We start from the raw sequence: 14557 nt of genomic DNA on the forward strand, positions 1-14557 counted from the left end.
GGATGGTTTCCTGCTCATCGTATCGACCTCCAATGAGAGCGTACCTTCGAGTTACTCCGTTCCGATTATCTGTTTTGCGCTGCCGTAGGTTTGTGCTATCCACCGGGTACGCTAGTGAGTGAGGCAGGGTATCACTACACTACCCTTTCACTTTCTCCATTGTTTCGCAGATTGGTACCTTACCTTTTGGTCAAGTCTATCAGCCTGTTTGACTTGTTCAACCTAACGATGGTTCCGTTGCACATTCGCGTTATTCATTCTGTTGAATGAACTGCTAACCATAGCCGCCTGACTCGGAGATGGGTCTGCTTCAGACTAGCAGTTTCCTCTCCTGGATACCCGCTTTACGGATTGAGGACCAGTCGCTACCGTAGGGCATCGTCTTTCCGTGCTCACTTCACAGGTGAGGAATTGCACCTCACGTCAGATAATCAGTTATCAAGACATTGATCAATGTCTTGCCAGCCTTCCCCTTACTTATCCAGCAAGTTTCGGCTGAACGGATCGCACGTAGCACTGATTGAGGCTTTTGAGGGGTTTGCCACTCACCAGACGAGGCACAAAACCAGGTTTGTCGCTGGTGATGGCTGCGAGCACATTGACACCCACATCCACGGCTGCCCGAAGCTGTGGGTTGACCGCAGCCGGTTGGATCTCCTGCTCATAGACGACCTCCAGCATGTAGCCATCAGCGCGTGGAACGATGCGAACCTGCCGGATGGCTTCCCAGGTGATCTGAGTCGCGATCTCGATGGGCAATCCTGATGGGACGAGCTTGCCCGTGCGCTTGAATGCCCTCTTGCCCAGGGCTTTTTTCTCGTAGATGAGCAGGAAGCGTCCCTTGGTCTTGTCTTGATAGCCAGGGATCTTGGGGCGTCCCGTAAAGGGAGTGGGGTCTTGGCGGTAGGCTTCCATCACGCGCAAAAAAGCTGACCCAATTGTCGTGAAGCTGAATGAGGATGGCATTACTGACTTTGCGAGGCAGGGCACAATAGGCCTCGTGGTGTTTCAAGCGATGGAAGATGGCAGCGTAGGGCAGGTAGGTTCCCTCGTGAATGAAGGCTTGTCGGATCTGGTAATTGGCCTGGTTATAGAGGTTCTTGGAGGCAAAGGCTGCTCGATCAATGACGGCAAAGCGTGCATCCTGATGACGAATGAGATGTCGTTCGACCAACTGCCCCTGGTGCCTCCTCCTTTTCCAACAACACGTCCTTCGTGTCGGTGAACCTCTCTTGGCATTTCACACAAGAACATTCTTTCTAAAGAAACTCTACCAGAGATGTCTCCATTTGTCAATATCTCGAATGATTCCTTGGAAACGTTTATCACACCCCCTCGTCCCCATATTACTCTTGAGAAAACATGCTATTATTAGCTATATTCCCAGAATTCCTACGGTGACGCAACAACATCTAGCAGAACAATGGAGATCTCAACAATGTCAGCATTGTGCATAGACACCCACCGTTTCCGCATCGAGGATGTCGGCGAACACTTTACAGCATCCCTGACCACCACCACTCTCACGGAGAGTGTGCACCTCATTCATTTACACCTTCTATCAAACTCCCAGACCGCGAACTACCTGCCACAAGTCAAACTGCGCTGGGAACTACCCATCCACGATATTTATACCCACTGGCACCCTGCAAGCGACCGCAATAAAACACTGTTACCCGATTGGATACGCGGCTATAAAGCAAAGGTGACTTCACAGATGCCGGTCAGTTCTCTCCTGAACGCTCAAAATGAGAATCGCCTGACCTTTGCATTCTCTGATGCGCTGGAAACGGTTGAAGTACGCGTTGGTGTGAACGAGGAAACGGGCATGCTCCACTGTGCCCTCCATCTCTTCCAAGAATCTTCTCCCTTCCTCGCCAGTTATGAGGCAACTCTACGCTTCGATACTCGGGCAATCCCTTACTATGAGGCGCTCGCAGATGTCCAGCACTGGTGGGCAACACAACCCGGCTACACCCCCCAACCCGTCCCCGAACAGGCTCGCTTACCGATGTACTCTACATGGTATAGTATTCATCAGGCCCTGACTCCGGAAAATGTTGAAGAGCAGTGCCGCATCTCCAAAACGCTTGGCTGCGAGTCAGTGATTGTGGATGATGGCTGGCAAACAACGGATAATGCTCGTGGCTATGCCTATTGTGGCGACTGGCAGGCGGCGCACGAAAAAATACCAGATATGCGTGCCCATGTTGACCGCGTACACGAGCTAGGTATGAAATATATTCTCTGGTACTCGGTTCCCTTTATTGGGATGTATAGTCAGGCCTGGGAACGCTTTAAAGATCGCTTACTCTACACCATGCCCGGCCTGATGAGTACGGGTGTTGTCGATCCACGCTACCCTGAAGTGCGCGAATATTTGATCCAACTTTACGAACAGGCGGTTCGCGAATGGGACCTCGATGGTTTTAAATTGGACTTTGTGGATAGCTTCCACCCCTCCGACAATGAACCTGCTTCCTTACAACCAGGTCAGGATGAACGCTCAGTAAACAAAGCTGTCGATCGCCTGCTTACCGATATCACGACACGCCTGCACACCCTCAAGCCAGATATCTTGATCGAGTTCCGCCAATCCTATGTTGGCCCTCTGATGCGTAAATATGGCAATATGTTTCGCGCCGGTGACTGCCCTTATGAGTTTGTGACGAACCGTGTACGCACTCTGGATATTCGCTTACTCTGCGGCTCGACGGCTGCTCACTCCGATATGCTGATGTGGCATAAAGATGAAACTCCTGAGGTGGTCGCCTTACAGTTCATCAATATTCTTTTCTCGGTACCTCAAATCTCGATCTTGCTCGATCAGCTGCCTGAGTCACACCGCAACATTGTGCGCTTCTGGCTCTCGTTCTGGCGTGAACATCGCGATGTGCTTCTGGATGGCAGGTTGATGCCCCTCAATCCCGAATCTTCTTACCCTGTTGTACTCGCCTCTACTCCTACGAAACAGGTGATCGCGGCCTACCTGGATACAGTCCTTAAACCTATCGGCGAGGTTCCTGCACATCTGCTTATCGTCAATGGCACCCTTGAGCAACGCCTCTTTCTTGAACTACCAATTGATACAGGTAGGCGCTCTGTCAAAACCTTTGACTGCCAGGGTCATCTCGTACGTTCCGAAACGTTACATCTTACAGCCGGCATCCATCGTCTCGCTATCCCACCCGCTGGTGTTATCTCCTTACACTTACGGGACTAATCAGGCTTATCATAACAATTCACTTACCCGGCGCATAACAAGGCAATGAAGATCGTCGTTTCTGGACAGGCTCGCTCGCAAAACAACAAGGACATCTTCCCAAGCTTGCAACCAGTTAGGCAAAAGCATCACAGCACGACACACCCAGTATCGCGCAAAAAGGACCTGGCAGAAGTGTTCTGCCAGGTCCTTTTTGTGCTACCAAAAGAGCGGTTCTCTGAGAGTCGTCTCTAGCCGCAACATCCATCGCACCACTCAATCGCACAACCTTGCTTCACTACGACACCTGCCCCCACGTGAATTGCTCCCAGCCCTGTACCTGGGTCACATTTGCATCCAGGGGCGTATTCGTTTGGTCCGTTCGGGCGCTCACATAGTTGTTATTGGCTATGGCTTGCAGCGCGACCGTCCCATTGCTCTGTGGAAGCCACCTGAACTCTTCCCAGGCCTGCACCTGGGTTGCAATTGCCTCCAGCGGCGAATTGGTTTGATCTTTGCGGGCACTCACATAGTTGTTATTCGCGTGTGCCCTCAAAGCGATGAGCCCATTGCCAGCATCAATCACATCAAACTCTTCCCAGGCCTGCACCTGGGTCACGTTTGCATCCAGGGGCGTATTGCTTTGGTCCGTTCGGGCGCTCACATAGTTGGTATTGTTCGTTGTTTGGAGCCAGATGGTATGACCCACCGGAGCTCCAGAACCACCACCCGTTTGTGACCCACTCCATTTAAAGGTTACTGCCGCGCCTGCTGGCAGTGTATAGGCAAACGATTCCCCACCCCACTGCACATTGAAGGTCTGACTGCTGGATGCGGAGTTATAGGCAACCAGCACTTTGGTTCCATCGGGATTCTTGAAGGCGACATTCTGAATGCCATTGCTGCCAGCGCTGGAATCAATATGGTAGGCACCAGGTGTGACGAACTTACTGGCCTGCCCCAGACCGTAGTAATCCCCGTTATACGTAACGTTGCCATTGCTCTGATCCACGCTGACAACGCCGCGACAGGTGGAGCAGGCCGCACCTGTGCCGAGATTAGGCTGGCCATTGGGATCAAGCACCATGCCCCAGCGGACAACCGACTTGCCCCAATTGCGCACAACGCCGATCAGCAGTGACATCGTGTTAGGGAAGCCATTGCTATTTTCCCATGAACCACCAGAACATTCGGTCTCCCAGGTATCTTTGTTGGGGAACGAGTTATGCACCGACGTCTGCGCATCGACGGTACCACCATAACAGTGCCAGGCGGTACCAGCAGTATAGGGGTTGGCGGTTGAGTCACTCAGAATGGTGGTAGGATAGCCTGGTTGATCCCAGTTGTGATCGTAGCCCAGGATTTTCGTTGTAATGCCGTTACTGGCAAAGGCTGGCCCCAGGTTGTTTTTGATAAAGTTGGTCTCATCGCTCGCCGGAAAAGACATCCCAGGATAGCCATTGGGCACATAGAGAGGCTCGTTTTGCGGTGTAATGGCATAGATGGGCAGTCCCTGTGCCTGATATGCCTGAATGTATTTGACGAAGTAGTTGGCATAGGCACTATAGGCGCTCGTGTTGAGTGTGCCACCCTCCATCGAGCCGGTCGACTTCATCCAGCCAGGAGGGCTCCAGGGCGTGCCCATAATCTTGAGAGTGGGGTTGATCTGCAACGCCTGTTGGAGCACTGGAATGATGTAGGCGGAATCGTGGGAGATGGAGAAGTGCGCCAGCGTCGGATCGGTCTGCCCACTGGGCATGTCATCATACGAATACTCACCCACTGCAGGAGCTGGCCGCGTTAGATCTGAAGCTCCTATAGGCTGGCGGAGGAAGTTCAGACCAATGCCGCTACTGCTACTAAAGAGATTATTCATCAACGCAGAGCGCTGGCTACTGCTCATCTTGTTGTAGACAAGCCACGCGGAGGAGTCAGTAAAAGAGGCTCCAAAGCCATCCATTTGTTGATAGGTCTGGTTCTCGTTGACGGTGATCACGTTTCCAGAACCGCTGCCAGTGGCAAACGTGAGATTAGATTGTTGCGCAAGATGTGTGCTCAGATCGCCGGTGGTGAGCCACGCACTGACCGCTTCGCCAGCAGCATGCGCCTGATACGTACTCAAGAAGAGGGCAAAGACATTACATACGACAACAGTACAGATCACGCTGATATGAAGCACCTGTACAGGTACTTTGCGCAAAAAGGTCGACCAGAACATATAATCCTCCTTGATACTTTTGTTGGTCGGACACAAACAAATGCAACAGGCTCCTTCCCCATAATGCGGGATGACTCAATAGCATTAACCCGTCAATGGCATGAGACACCTTCTACCCAATAAGGGTTGCATCAAGTTACATTCACTCCTTCTCATGTATGTCTTTTCCAGGTACATATCGCGCCTTTATCAGCATTTCTGCAAAATACTAGCGCTCTACAAAATATACCTATCCTCCTTCCAAAATGTCAATATGTCTAGACCTCTATACCATAGTGATCACACCGAATCTGGATGAAGGTGCTAAAAAAGAACTTCTCTCTTCCTCTGACTCCAGAGCTTTTCATCCTATCAGAAAGCAAATGTGTTTCCTCGTAGGGGAGATTATAAGTTTTTAGGTAAACGTTAACCTAGTTTATTTTTCCAGATGGGCTGAAAAGTGATCCAAAATATTAAGTATTTTGGCCTGATATTCGATTTTAGCCAGGCCTGACTGTTCAATCTTAGAAAACAGAAAAAGAAAAACCCCACTTTCCTTGACAATGGTGTTTTTCTATGCTACTTTTCTCTATAAGGAAGAGTAAACGTTACCCTTTTTTCTCAAAGAGAGCAGAACAATCATGAGCACTAAAGTTGTCTCTTTGACTGAAAGATCTGCCAGGAGATAGCCGTTCTGCGTATTGGGAGCGTTTGCAATTCGTATGTCTTCTCCCATTTGAACAATAACTCTTTCTCTGGCTCCTTTTATTCTTTTGTCGATGTTTGACGAAGAAACTCTCTGCGAGGAGGTGTCTTTTGAAGCTATGAAGCTGATGCCTTTGCGGCGTGCCAGAAGCCAGGGAACGCTTTAAGCCACAGCATTGTATGCGAACTCACCCATATCACGGCTCGTTTTTCTCCCTGTACTTCTAGACGTATGGCTTACATGGTCTATTTTTCGAGCCCGTTCATGTTGAAAGGTATATCTGAAATACCCACGACATGACGTAAGGACTACATGTTGTTTGTTACTATTCTCTTAGCATTTGAGTCATAGATTTCCATGTATATTAGCAGTTAAGAAGTAATAGAAGCGTACTTCTGACATTCTCTGACGCTATTATTTTCATTGCAGCAAATAGATAAGGAGGATCAGTACCCAGCAGGATATACTTTCAGGGCCTTAATGGAATAAGCAGAAAGGAATATATTTTTATGCAAGACATTGTGCGCACGAGGCGCAAAAAAATGAGACTGGCGGGGCTTGTTGCCTTGCTTATGCTGGTGAGCGCAGTCAGTCTGGTGGTACCTTTTCCCCACGCGGCTGTCAGAGCCGCAACTTCCCCGCGCGTGACCGTCGCCGCGATCGACCCGTCGCTCGTTGCAGGACGCGGCGCCCAGCTCGGTATCGTCCAGCAGGAGGCCGAGAACGCCACAACGAACGGGACGATACTCCCGTTCGACACGTCGGCTTACACGCTGTCGAGCGAGGCATCAGGCCGGCAAGCCGTACAGCTCACGCCTGGCCAGTCCGTCGCGTTCACGCTCACGCAGCAGGCGAACGCGGTGACTATCCGCTACGCAATCCCCGACGCTCCGACCGGCGGCGGAATCAACACCCCGTTGACCGTGAGCGTGGACCACAACGGCAATGAGAATACGCATCCGCATACGATCGCACTGACCTCGAAGTACTCATGGCTCTACAACCAATATCCGTTCACGAACGACCCGAATGCGGACTTGCTACACCCGGACTGGTGGATCACCGAGTGCTCGTGCGTTCCGGCTTCTACGACACCGCCACCGACCATAACGAAACCGTTCAGGCCAATGCACTTCTACGACGAGCAGCGCCTGCTGCTCCATAACACCTACCAGGCGGGAGATGTCGTCCGCCTGACCATGCCTGCCGATTCGAACGCAGCGTGGACGGTCATCGACCTCGTCGACTTTCAGAAGATCGCCGATCCCGCGCCGCAGCCGAAGAACTCCGTTTCCGTGACTACCTTCGGCGCCGATCCGAGCGGCATGCGCGACTCCGCGGATGCGTTCGATCGCGCGATCCAGGCGGCGAAAGCCTCAGGTAAGACGGTCTATATCCCGGCCGGAACGTTCCAGGTGAACAGGCACATCATCGTCGATAATGTCACTGTCGAAGGTGCCGGCAGCTGGTGGTCGATCGTCAAAGGCCATCAGGTCACGCTCACCTCACCGGCGCCCGACGGCTCCGTGCACACGGGCGTCGGTTTCTACGGCAAGTATGCAGCCGATGGCGGGAGTCACAACGTACACCTGTCGAACTTCGCAATCGAGGGCGACGTCCGAGAGCGAATCGACACCGATCAGGTGAACGGAATCGGTGGGGCGCTGAGCGACTCGACGATCGATGGCCTCTACATCCATCACACGAAAGTTGGCATCTGGCTCGACGGGCCGATGAACAACGTGGAAGTCAAGAACACAGTCATCGCGGACCAGATCGCGGACGGCATCAACTTCCACCAGGGAGTGACAAACTCGAGAGTCGTCAATTCGCTCATTCGCAATACGGGTGATGACGGACTCGCGATGTGGTCACAGGCGGTCGGAGGGCAGCCCGGAATCGAGGACGCCAACAACGTGTTCGACCACAACACGGTACAGAACCCGGTGCTCGCGAACGGAATCGCCATCTATGGTGGTCACAACAACACCGTGTCGAACAACATCGTCGCCGACCCTGTACGCGAGGGCAGCGGCCTCCACGCGGGATCGCGCTTCGGCTCGACCCCGTTCGCCGGCTACCTCCGGTTCACGAACAACACGACCGTGCGGGCTGGCTCATTCGAGCTCAATTGGCAGATCGGCCTTGGAGCGATCTGGCTCTACGCGCTCGAAGGCTCTCTCACGGCGGACATCGAGGTGAGCGGTGACAACTTCCTGCAGAACACGTATAACGCGATCCTGATGGTTTCCGACTTCCCAGTGAAGGATCTCTACTCCATCTCGAACGTCCATTTCCAGGGCATCCACGTCGATGGAACGGGCACGTCGGTGCTGAGTGCGCGTTCCTCCGGAAACGCGACATTCCAAAACGTCATCGCGCGCAACGTCGGTGCCGTCGGCATCAACAACTGCGGCTCCTTCCACTTCACGTCGGCGGGCTCAGAGTTCAAAGTGACCGACCTCGGCGGCAACACCGGAGGCGGGACCACCGGTCCCTGGCTCGCACCGTGGGAGCTGCCGAACACGATCACCTGTAACGATCGGCCACCGGTCGTCCCTCCTCCGCCTCCCTCCGCCTGGTAAGCGGTTAGATCGCGAACTATGAGTCATCTCTGATTTTTCTGGCTACCCATGTGGGGCAAGGTTAACCTTGCCCCATTGGATGCCCCCTCTTGCCCCACCGTTGGAAAAGCCCAGTCTCGGTCTGTTTGCGTTATTACCTAAAAATGATTTCTGTGCTATACTTTTCCGACATATGGTGGTTTTAGGTAATACATTCCCCACTCTTTCGCGTAAAGGACTGGCCATTCATGCCCAAACGAGTGATGTATCTTGTCCATTGGTCCCAGGAAGCACAAGCCTATGAATTTTCTGATGGCAATAGCACCCTTCTCCGTGACCTTACCGCTGAGCGTCCTGCCTGGTTGGCGTGGTTAGAGGGCATCCCTTCCTTTGCCTTTCGTAGTCGATCGGGGGTCCACTATACAGTGCGCAAAGAGCGTGTCCAGAGGAACGGACCCTACTGGTATGGCTATCGTTCTTGCCAGGGAAGAACCATCAAGCGCTACCTGGGCCGAATGACAGATCTCTCTCCTGCGCATTTAGAAGACGTGGCGCAACGGTTCACACAGGCTGTCTCTTCTCACAGTGCTGATTCCACCCAACCGTCGTCCCCCTCGTTGTTTTCTCCCCTGCTCATGTCCAGATTCCACCCTCCCCGCCTTCCGCTTGCCCTTGTAGAGCGCTCGCATCTGTTTGCGAAACTCGATGCCTGGCGCTCGCATCAGCTCACACTCGTCTGGGCACCCGCCGGTTTTGGCAAAACGACCCTGGTCAATTCCTGGTTGGCTGAGCGTCAGGAACACCATGCCATTGCTCGTACTGCCTGGATCGCCCTCGTGAAAAACGATAATGACCCCATTCATTTCTGGTGTTCTCTCATTGCTGCCTGCCAGACATGGCACAAGGAGATCGGGGAAACGGCGCTTGCACACCTGCGCTCCACGCTCCAACCACCTTTTGTCTCGGTCCCCCTACGCACCATACTGACCACCGTCCTCAATGATCTCTCCACCCAGGAAGGCCCCGGCATCCTGGTCCTGGATGAGTATCACGTCATTACCGACCCTCGTCTTCACGAGGCTATGGCCTTTTTTCTTGAGCACCTTCCGCCCCAGTTGCATGTGGTGATCCTGACGCGGAGCGAGCCGCCTTTCCCTCTCGCTCGCTGGCGCGCGCAAGGGAGCATGCAAGAGTTTTCTCCAGCTGACCTGCGTTTCTCAACGCTGGAAACGGCGACTTTTCTACAACACATCACCGGCTCCGCCCCCTCAGAGCAAACGATCGCACACCTTGAGACCCTTTTGCAAGGGTGGCCGGCTGGGCTCCGCTTGCTCAGCCTGGCTGGCCACATGACACCAGAGAACGTGGAACGGTACCTCACCACACTGCATGGATGGCAGTACCTCGACTCCTACCGTCGCCAATTGCTCGACTACTTTGTCGGTGAAGTCCTAACGACCCAACCTGAGCCACTTCAACTCTTTTTGCTCCAGACAAGCGAACTTCCCCTCCTGACCGGCCCTCTTTGTGATGCCGTCACAGGCAGGCAGCAGAGCGCCGCGCTGCTAGAAACACTCGAACGGGCCGGGCTCTTCCTGGAAGCGCTGGATGAAACAGAACCATGGTATCGCTATCACTCCCTGTGGGCTTCAGCTATGCGCCTTGAAGCCAGGCGGCGTCTGGGAGAGGAGGCGTTGCACACCGTGGCACAGCAGGCAAGTCACTGGTATGAGCAACATGCTCGGCCTGGAGAGGCTATTGAAGCCGCTTTCTGTGCCCAGGACACAGAACGTGCTGCACAACTGATCGAACGTTTTGGCGCCAGCGACCAACGATATGAATTACACACGCTAAGAGGTTGGTTAGAACAAATCCCGGACGCAGTCGTGAAGGCACATCCAGCACTCTGTCTCTACGCCGCTCTCACCCTCCGGTTCCAGGACGGACAGATTCCTCCTTCCCACAAGGAGAAGGGACGCATCGAGGCTTTGCTCCAAAAAGCAGAGGATGCCTGGCGCTACCTTGGAATGCAGTCCTGGGTTGGTATGATTTTCGCCTTTCGGGCGCTCAACGCTTCACTTCATCCTGTCTCCCAGCAGGAGGCCGTGGAGCATGCCACGACGGCCCTGGGGTTCTTCGCAGATGGTGACTCAGATGATGCTGGGCGAACGGGCACATGGGAGTGGCGCACCATCTGCCTGGGAATTGTTGGATCAGACGCATTACACCAGGGACGCTTTGAAGAGGCACAGCGGCTCCTTCAAGAAGCGCTTACTATCAGTCAGGAGCGCTCCAGCAGCCAGTTCCTGAGCGAGATCTACCTGAGGATGGGAGCCGTCTGTACAGCCTTAGGTGAACTCCATCAAGCGCATGCGTATTACCGCGAGGCCCTCTCCTCAGGATACTCACAGGGGAACAGCGAAGACTGCGTACGGGCGTTACTCGGTCTGGCGCAGCTTGCTCTTGAATGGAACGACCTGAAAGCCGCAGAACAGCGAATCAGCGAAGCATTGGAGCGTACACAAAAGCTGGGGCAGGAAGGCAACGAGAGAATCACGTATTTCCTTGCGCTCCTTTCTGCCGCACGCGGTCAGGAGGCCGCCGCCTCGCTTCGGCTCGCCACGCTCCTTGCGCGACTGCACGTCACATCGACCCAGGAGGCAGAGGACCTGCTCCCTGAGGTCCTGGCCTTGCAGGCCCGTCTCCAACTGGCCATAGATGATCATCTCGTGGCCCAACGCACGGTAACGACGCTGGCAAACACAGCAGGGACATCATATTCCTTTATCCAAAGCATGATGGTGAACATCCTCCAGGCACGCCTTCAGCTTGCGGAGGGCGAGACCAACACCGCGGTGTGTCTGCTTGAGCAACTCCTATCACTGGCCCAGGAAAAACGGTATGTACATGGGCAACTAGAGATCCAGGTGCTTCTGACTCTGGCGCAGACGGCCTGTAAGCAGCAAGACGAGGCTCGGAAGTGGCTCCGGCAAGCCCTCTCCCAGGCACACAACGAAGGATTTCTCCGCGTCTTCCTCGCCGAAGGGGCGCCCCTGGCACGCTTGCTCCGTTCACTGCTGCCTGGTATTCATGAAAAAACGCTGCGTTTCTTTGGGCAGATGCTCTTGCGCGCTCTGACAATTTCTGGAGGGGAAGGCGCCCTCTTGCCCTCTCCCTTCGAGCAGCAGCCATTCGAGCCGCTTTCTCCGCAGGAACAGCGTGTCTTGCAGTTCCTGGTTGCCGGGCACACCAACCAGGAGATCGCCAAAGAACTGGTCATCTCGGTCAATACCGTGAAGGACCACGTCAAACATCTCTATCGCAAGCTGGGCGTCAGCAATCGCCTGCAAGCCTATGAGGCAGCACACCACCTGAAACAGCTCTAACGAGACACCTTCCAGATTTTAGAACACCCATAAAACCACCCGGTTGGAGGATGTCGATCTACCAGCCTGTCCTCTATACTTCCAGCAGTCGCTTGAGAAAAGCGCAAGCGAGTAGCAAGCAAGAACGGAAGGAAGAGCGTATATGAATCAATCTCACGAGCGAGCAACTGGAAGAGATGAACCCATCAGACAACATTCCCCATTTGGTATTGTGCGAGGTCCCCTCTATGGTCATATGGGAATCAAGGCAGATGTGTTTATGCCACAGATTCACCAATTGGGAGCACACATGGTCAGGCTCTTTCTTTTCTGGAACCAGATAGAACCTGAGCGAGGGCGCTTCGTCTGGGATGCCGTTGATGCCTTGCTAGAGCAACTAGGGCCGTCCGATGAAGCGTGGATCACGCTCCAATCTAGTTCGTCGTGGGGCACGCGGCATGCCACCAATTTTCAGCCACCCTCCCCGTCGCGTCATCCAGAGGAGTATGATCATTTTGTGCGTACGCTGGTCTCACACTGCAAGGGGCGGGTCCGTTACTGGCAATGCGAAAATGAGCCGACGAACCCTCTGCTCTGGGAAGGAACAGCGCAAGACTATGTGAACCACCTCCAGGTCTTCTCGCGTGCCGTCAAAGAGCTTGATCCAGAGGCCATGGTGATCCTTGCTGGCGCCGTTGACGCATTTTACCCATCCGCCGACGCTCAGCATCCTGATCTGCAAGCGGAGCAAGACTTCTTTGATTACCTACTACGGGAAAGCGCTGATGACTTCGATGTTTTCGATCTCCATCTCTATGGAGACCTCGATGCCATCACGGCAAACATCGATGCGGTCAGGCAGAAAATGGCCGCCCTGGGGTATCAGAAGCCGATCTTCTGCGGTGAATACAACGGCCCGAGTTTCTTCAATTTCGTGGAGAATCTGCCCATTCTGCAAAACATTTTCACGAAGATGATGGAAACCCCACAGGGCGAGACCCTGGCACAGGCCACGCAACGAGATGCCATTGCGGAGTTGTATGAGCAAAGGGAAATGCTGCCGCCACAGGCACAGATGTTTATGCAGGGTTGTTCCCTCGAACTGGAACAGAAACGCCATCGTATCAACTGCCGTGAAATCGTCACGCGTTGCATGCTTGCACTTTCAGCAGGCGTCCAGAAAATGCTCTGCTGGAATCTGGCCAATGAGAACGTTGATCGAGCGAACCTGATGCACCTGCTCTTTGACAAGTATAAGCTGCTACACTATGAAGATGGGGTGTTCAAGCAGCCCTATCCAGCGGCAGAGGCATATCGCAGAATGACGGATGCGCTTCACGACGTTGAGCACATTCAACGAATCACTGTTCCCGAGCACCCGACCCTCTCCCTGTTTGAAGTCCACCGGCAGGAGCGAAGTCCCCTGTTTGTCGTCTGGGAGCGGCGCGATACCTTCTCAGGCGAAGATGCCCCCCCCACGCCCTTTACATGGACATGGTCTGCGCCACAGGCTCATGCTATTGATGTATTTGGTCAGAACATACCAACAGAAGTGCGCGCTGGTCAGGTGCATCTCCCCATCTCACTCACACCTGTATTTCTCACACAATAGCCGCAACATACCTCAAAAGGAATGTTGCTTGACGAGCATATTCCTTTTGAGGTATACTTGGAGTATGAAAACACTGTGGACTGCTCTGACGGAGCCAAATCGCTTACACATTATTGAACTGTTGCGTGGTGGCCCTCTGACGGTAGGAGAAATCACAGATCAGCTGGGACTGCAGCAGCCGCAGGTATCGAAGCATCTCAAGGTTTTGAGCGAGGCGGGCATCGTCGAGGTCCAGCCGCAAGCCAATCGACGGATTTATCGGCTGAGGCGTGAGCCATTCCAGGAACTGGAATCCTGGCTTTACTCATTTCGTCACCTCTGGGAAGAACGCTTCGACCGCCTGGACAACTACCTCCTGGAAATACAGGGTACTGAGCAACAGACAAGCAATCGAATTGAGGAGAACAATGTTTGATTCCCATTCTCTGAGTGACCGTGCTGGCGAACAGGAATTTATTGTAGAACGGCAATTCGCTGCCCCCCGCGCACTGGTGTTTCAGGTCTTTACCCAGCCAGAGCATCTCAAGCGTTGGTGGGCACCTCAGCCCTACACCGTGCCCACCTGCACCATCGACCTACAACCGGGTGGCATCTGGCACTACGCGATGCGTTCGCCAGAGGGTCAGGAGCACTGGGCGCGCAGTGTGTACCGCGAAATCATACTACCGGAGAAACTGGTCTACACTTCGACCTTTGCCGACGAATATGCCAACCCGATTGAGGGTATTCCTGAGCATCTGACCACTATCCTTTTCGCCGAAGAGGGTGGGAAAACGAGAGTGACTGCGCACGTTCAGTTCGAGAGTGCAGCGGATCTCAACGTCGCTCTCGATATGGGAATGCTACAAGGAATGAACATGACCTGGGACTACCTGGTCGAGTATGCGCAAACATTGCAAGCGAAGTAAAGG

The 14557-nt window shown here is 53.7% G+C and carries 9 protein-coding genes; 7 read left to right on the forward strand and 2 right to left on the reverse strand.

Features of this window, described 5'->3' with window-relative positions; all coding sequences use genetic code 11:
• Nucleotides 1–477: 477 nt before the first annotated feature.
• Nucleotides 478–990 (reverse strand): hypothetical protein, encoded by a 513-nt coding sequence (locus KRAC_RS66150; protein WP_244422200.1) that lies wholly within the window; start codon nt 988–990, stop codon nt 478–480.
• A gap of 13 nt (nt 991–1003) precedes the next feature.
• Between KRAC_RS66150 and KRAC_RS76075 the strand changes: the two genes are divergently transcribed.
• Both KRAC_RS76075 and KRAC_RS18665 read left to right on the forward strand, forming a co-directional pair.
• Nucleotides 1004–1225 (forward strand): hypothetical protein, encoded by a 222-nt coding sequence (locus KRAC_RS76075; RefSeq protein WP_244422202.1) that lies wholly within the window; start codon nt 1004–1006, stop codon nt 1223–1225.
• A gap of 213 nt (nt 1226–1438) precedes the next feature.
• Nucleotides 1439–3223, forward strand: coding sequence for a glycoside hydrolase family 36 protein (locus KRAC_RS18665; protein WP_007909646.1), 1785 nt, complete (start codon nt 1439–1441; stop codon nt 3221–3223).
• A gap of 277 nt (nt 3224–3500) precedes the next feature.
• On the opposite strand, the gene KRAC_RS18670 is transcribed toward KRAC_RS18665, so the two are convergent.
• Entirely contained in the window at nt 3501–5420 is a 1920-nt protein-coding gene (locus KRAC_RS18670; RefSeq protein WP_007909656.1) for a glycoside hydrolase family 30 beta sandwich domain-containing protein, read from the reverse strand.
• Between the two features lie 1194 nt (nt 5421–6614).
• Between KRAC_RS18670 and KRAC_RS18675 the strand changes: the two genes are divergently transcribed.
• The 5 genes from KRAC_RS18675 (at nt 6615) to KRAC_RS18695 (ending at nt 14554) form a co-directional block, all read left to right on the forward strand.
• Nucleotides 6615–8690: a glycosyl hydrolase family 28-related protein gene (locus tag KRAC_RS18675; RefSeq protein WP_007909657.1), complete on the forward strand. Its 2076-nt coding sequence runs from the start codon at nt 6615–6617 to the stop codon at nt 8688–8690.
• A 227-nt stretch (nt 8691–8917) separates the two neighbouring features.
• Nucleotides 8918–12055 carry a winged helix-turn-helix domain-containing protein gene (locus KRAC_RS18680; RefSeq protein ID WP_007909659.1) on the forward strand — a complete coding sequence of 1046 codons (3138 nt, stop codon included), beginning with the start codon at nt 8918–8920 and terminating at the stop codon, nt 12053–12055.
• Nucleotides 12056–12197: 142 nt separating this feature from the next.
• Nucleotides 12198–13646 (forward strand): glycoside hydrolase family protein, encoded by a 1449-nt coding sequence (locus KRAC_RS18685; protein WP_007909661.1) that lies wholly within the window; start codon nt 12198–12200, stop codon nt 13644–13646.
• Between the two features lie 64 nt (nt 13647–13710).
• Nucleotides 13711–14061, forward strand: coding sequence for an ArsR/SmtB family transcription factor (locus tag KRAC_RS18690; protein ID WP_007909663.1), 351 nt, complete (start codon nt 13711–13713; stop codon nt 14059–14061).
• Nucleotides 14054–14554 carry an SRPBCC domain-containing protein gene (locus KRAC_RS18695; RefSeq protein ID WP_007909664.1) on the forward strand — a complete coding sequence of 167 codons (501 nt, stop codon included), beginning with the start codon at nt 14054–14056 and terminating at the stop codon, nt 14552–14554. The genes KRAC_RS18690 and KRAC_RS18695 overlap by 8 nt, the downstream gene beginning before the upstream one ends.
• Nucleotides 14555–14557 lie beyond the last annotated feature (3 nt).

The organism is Ktedonobacter racemifer DSM 44963, from assembly GCF_000178855.1.
Taxonomy (GTDB): domain Bacteria; phylum Chloroflexota; class Ktedonobacteria; order Ktedonobacterales; family Ktedonobacteraceae; genus Ktedonobacter; species Ktedonobacter racemifer.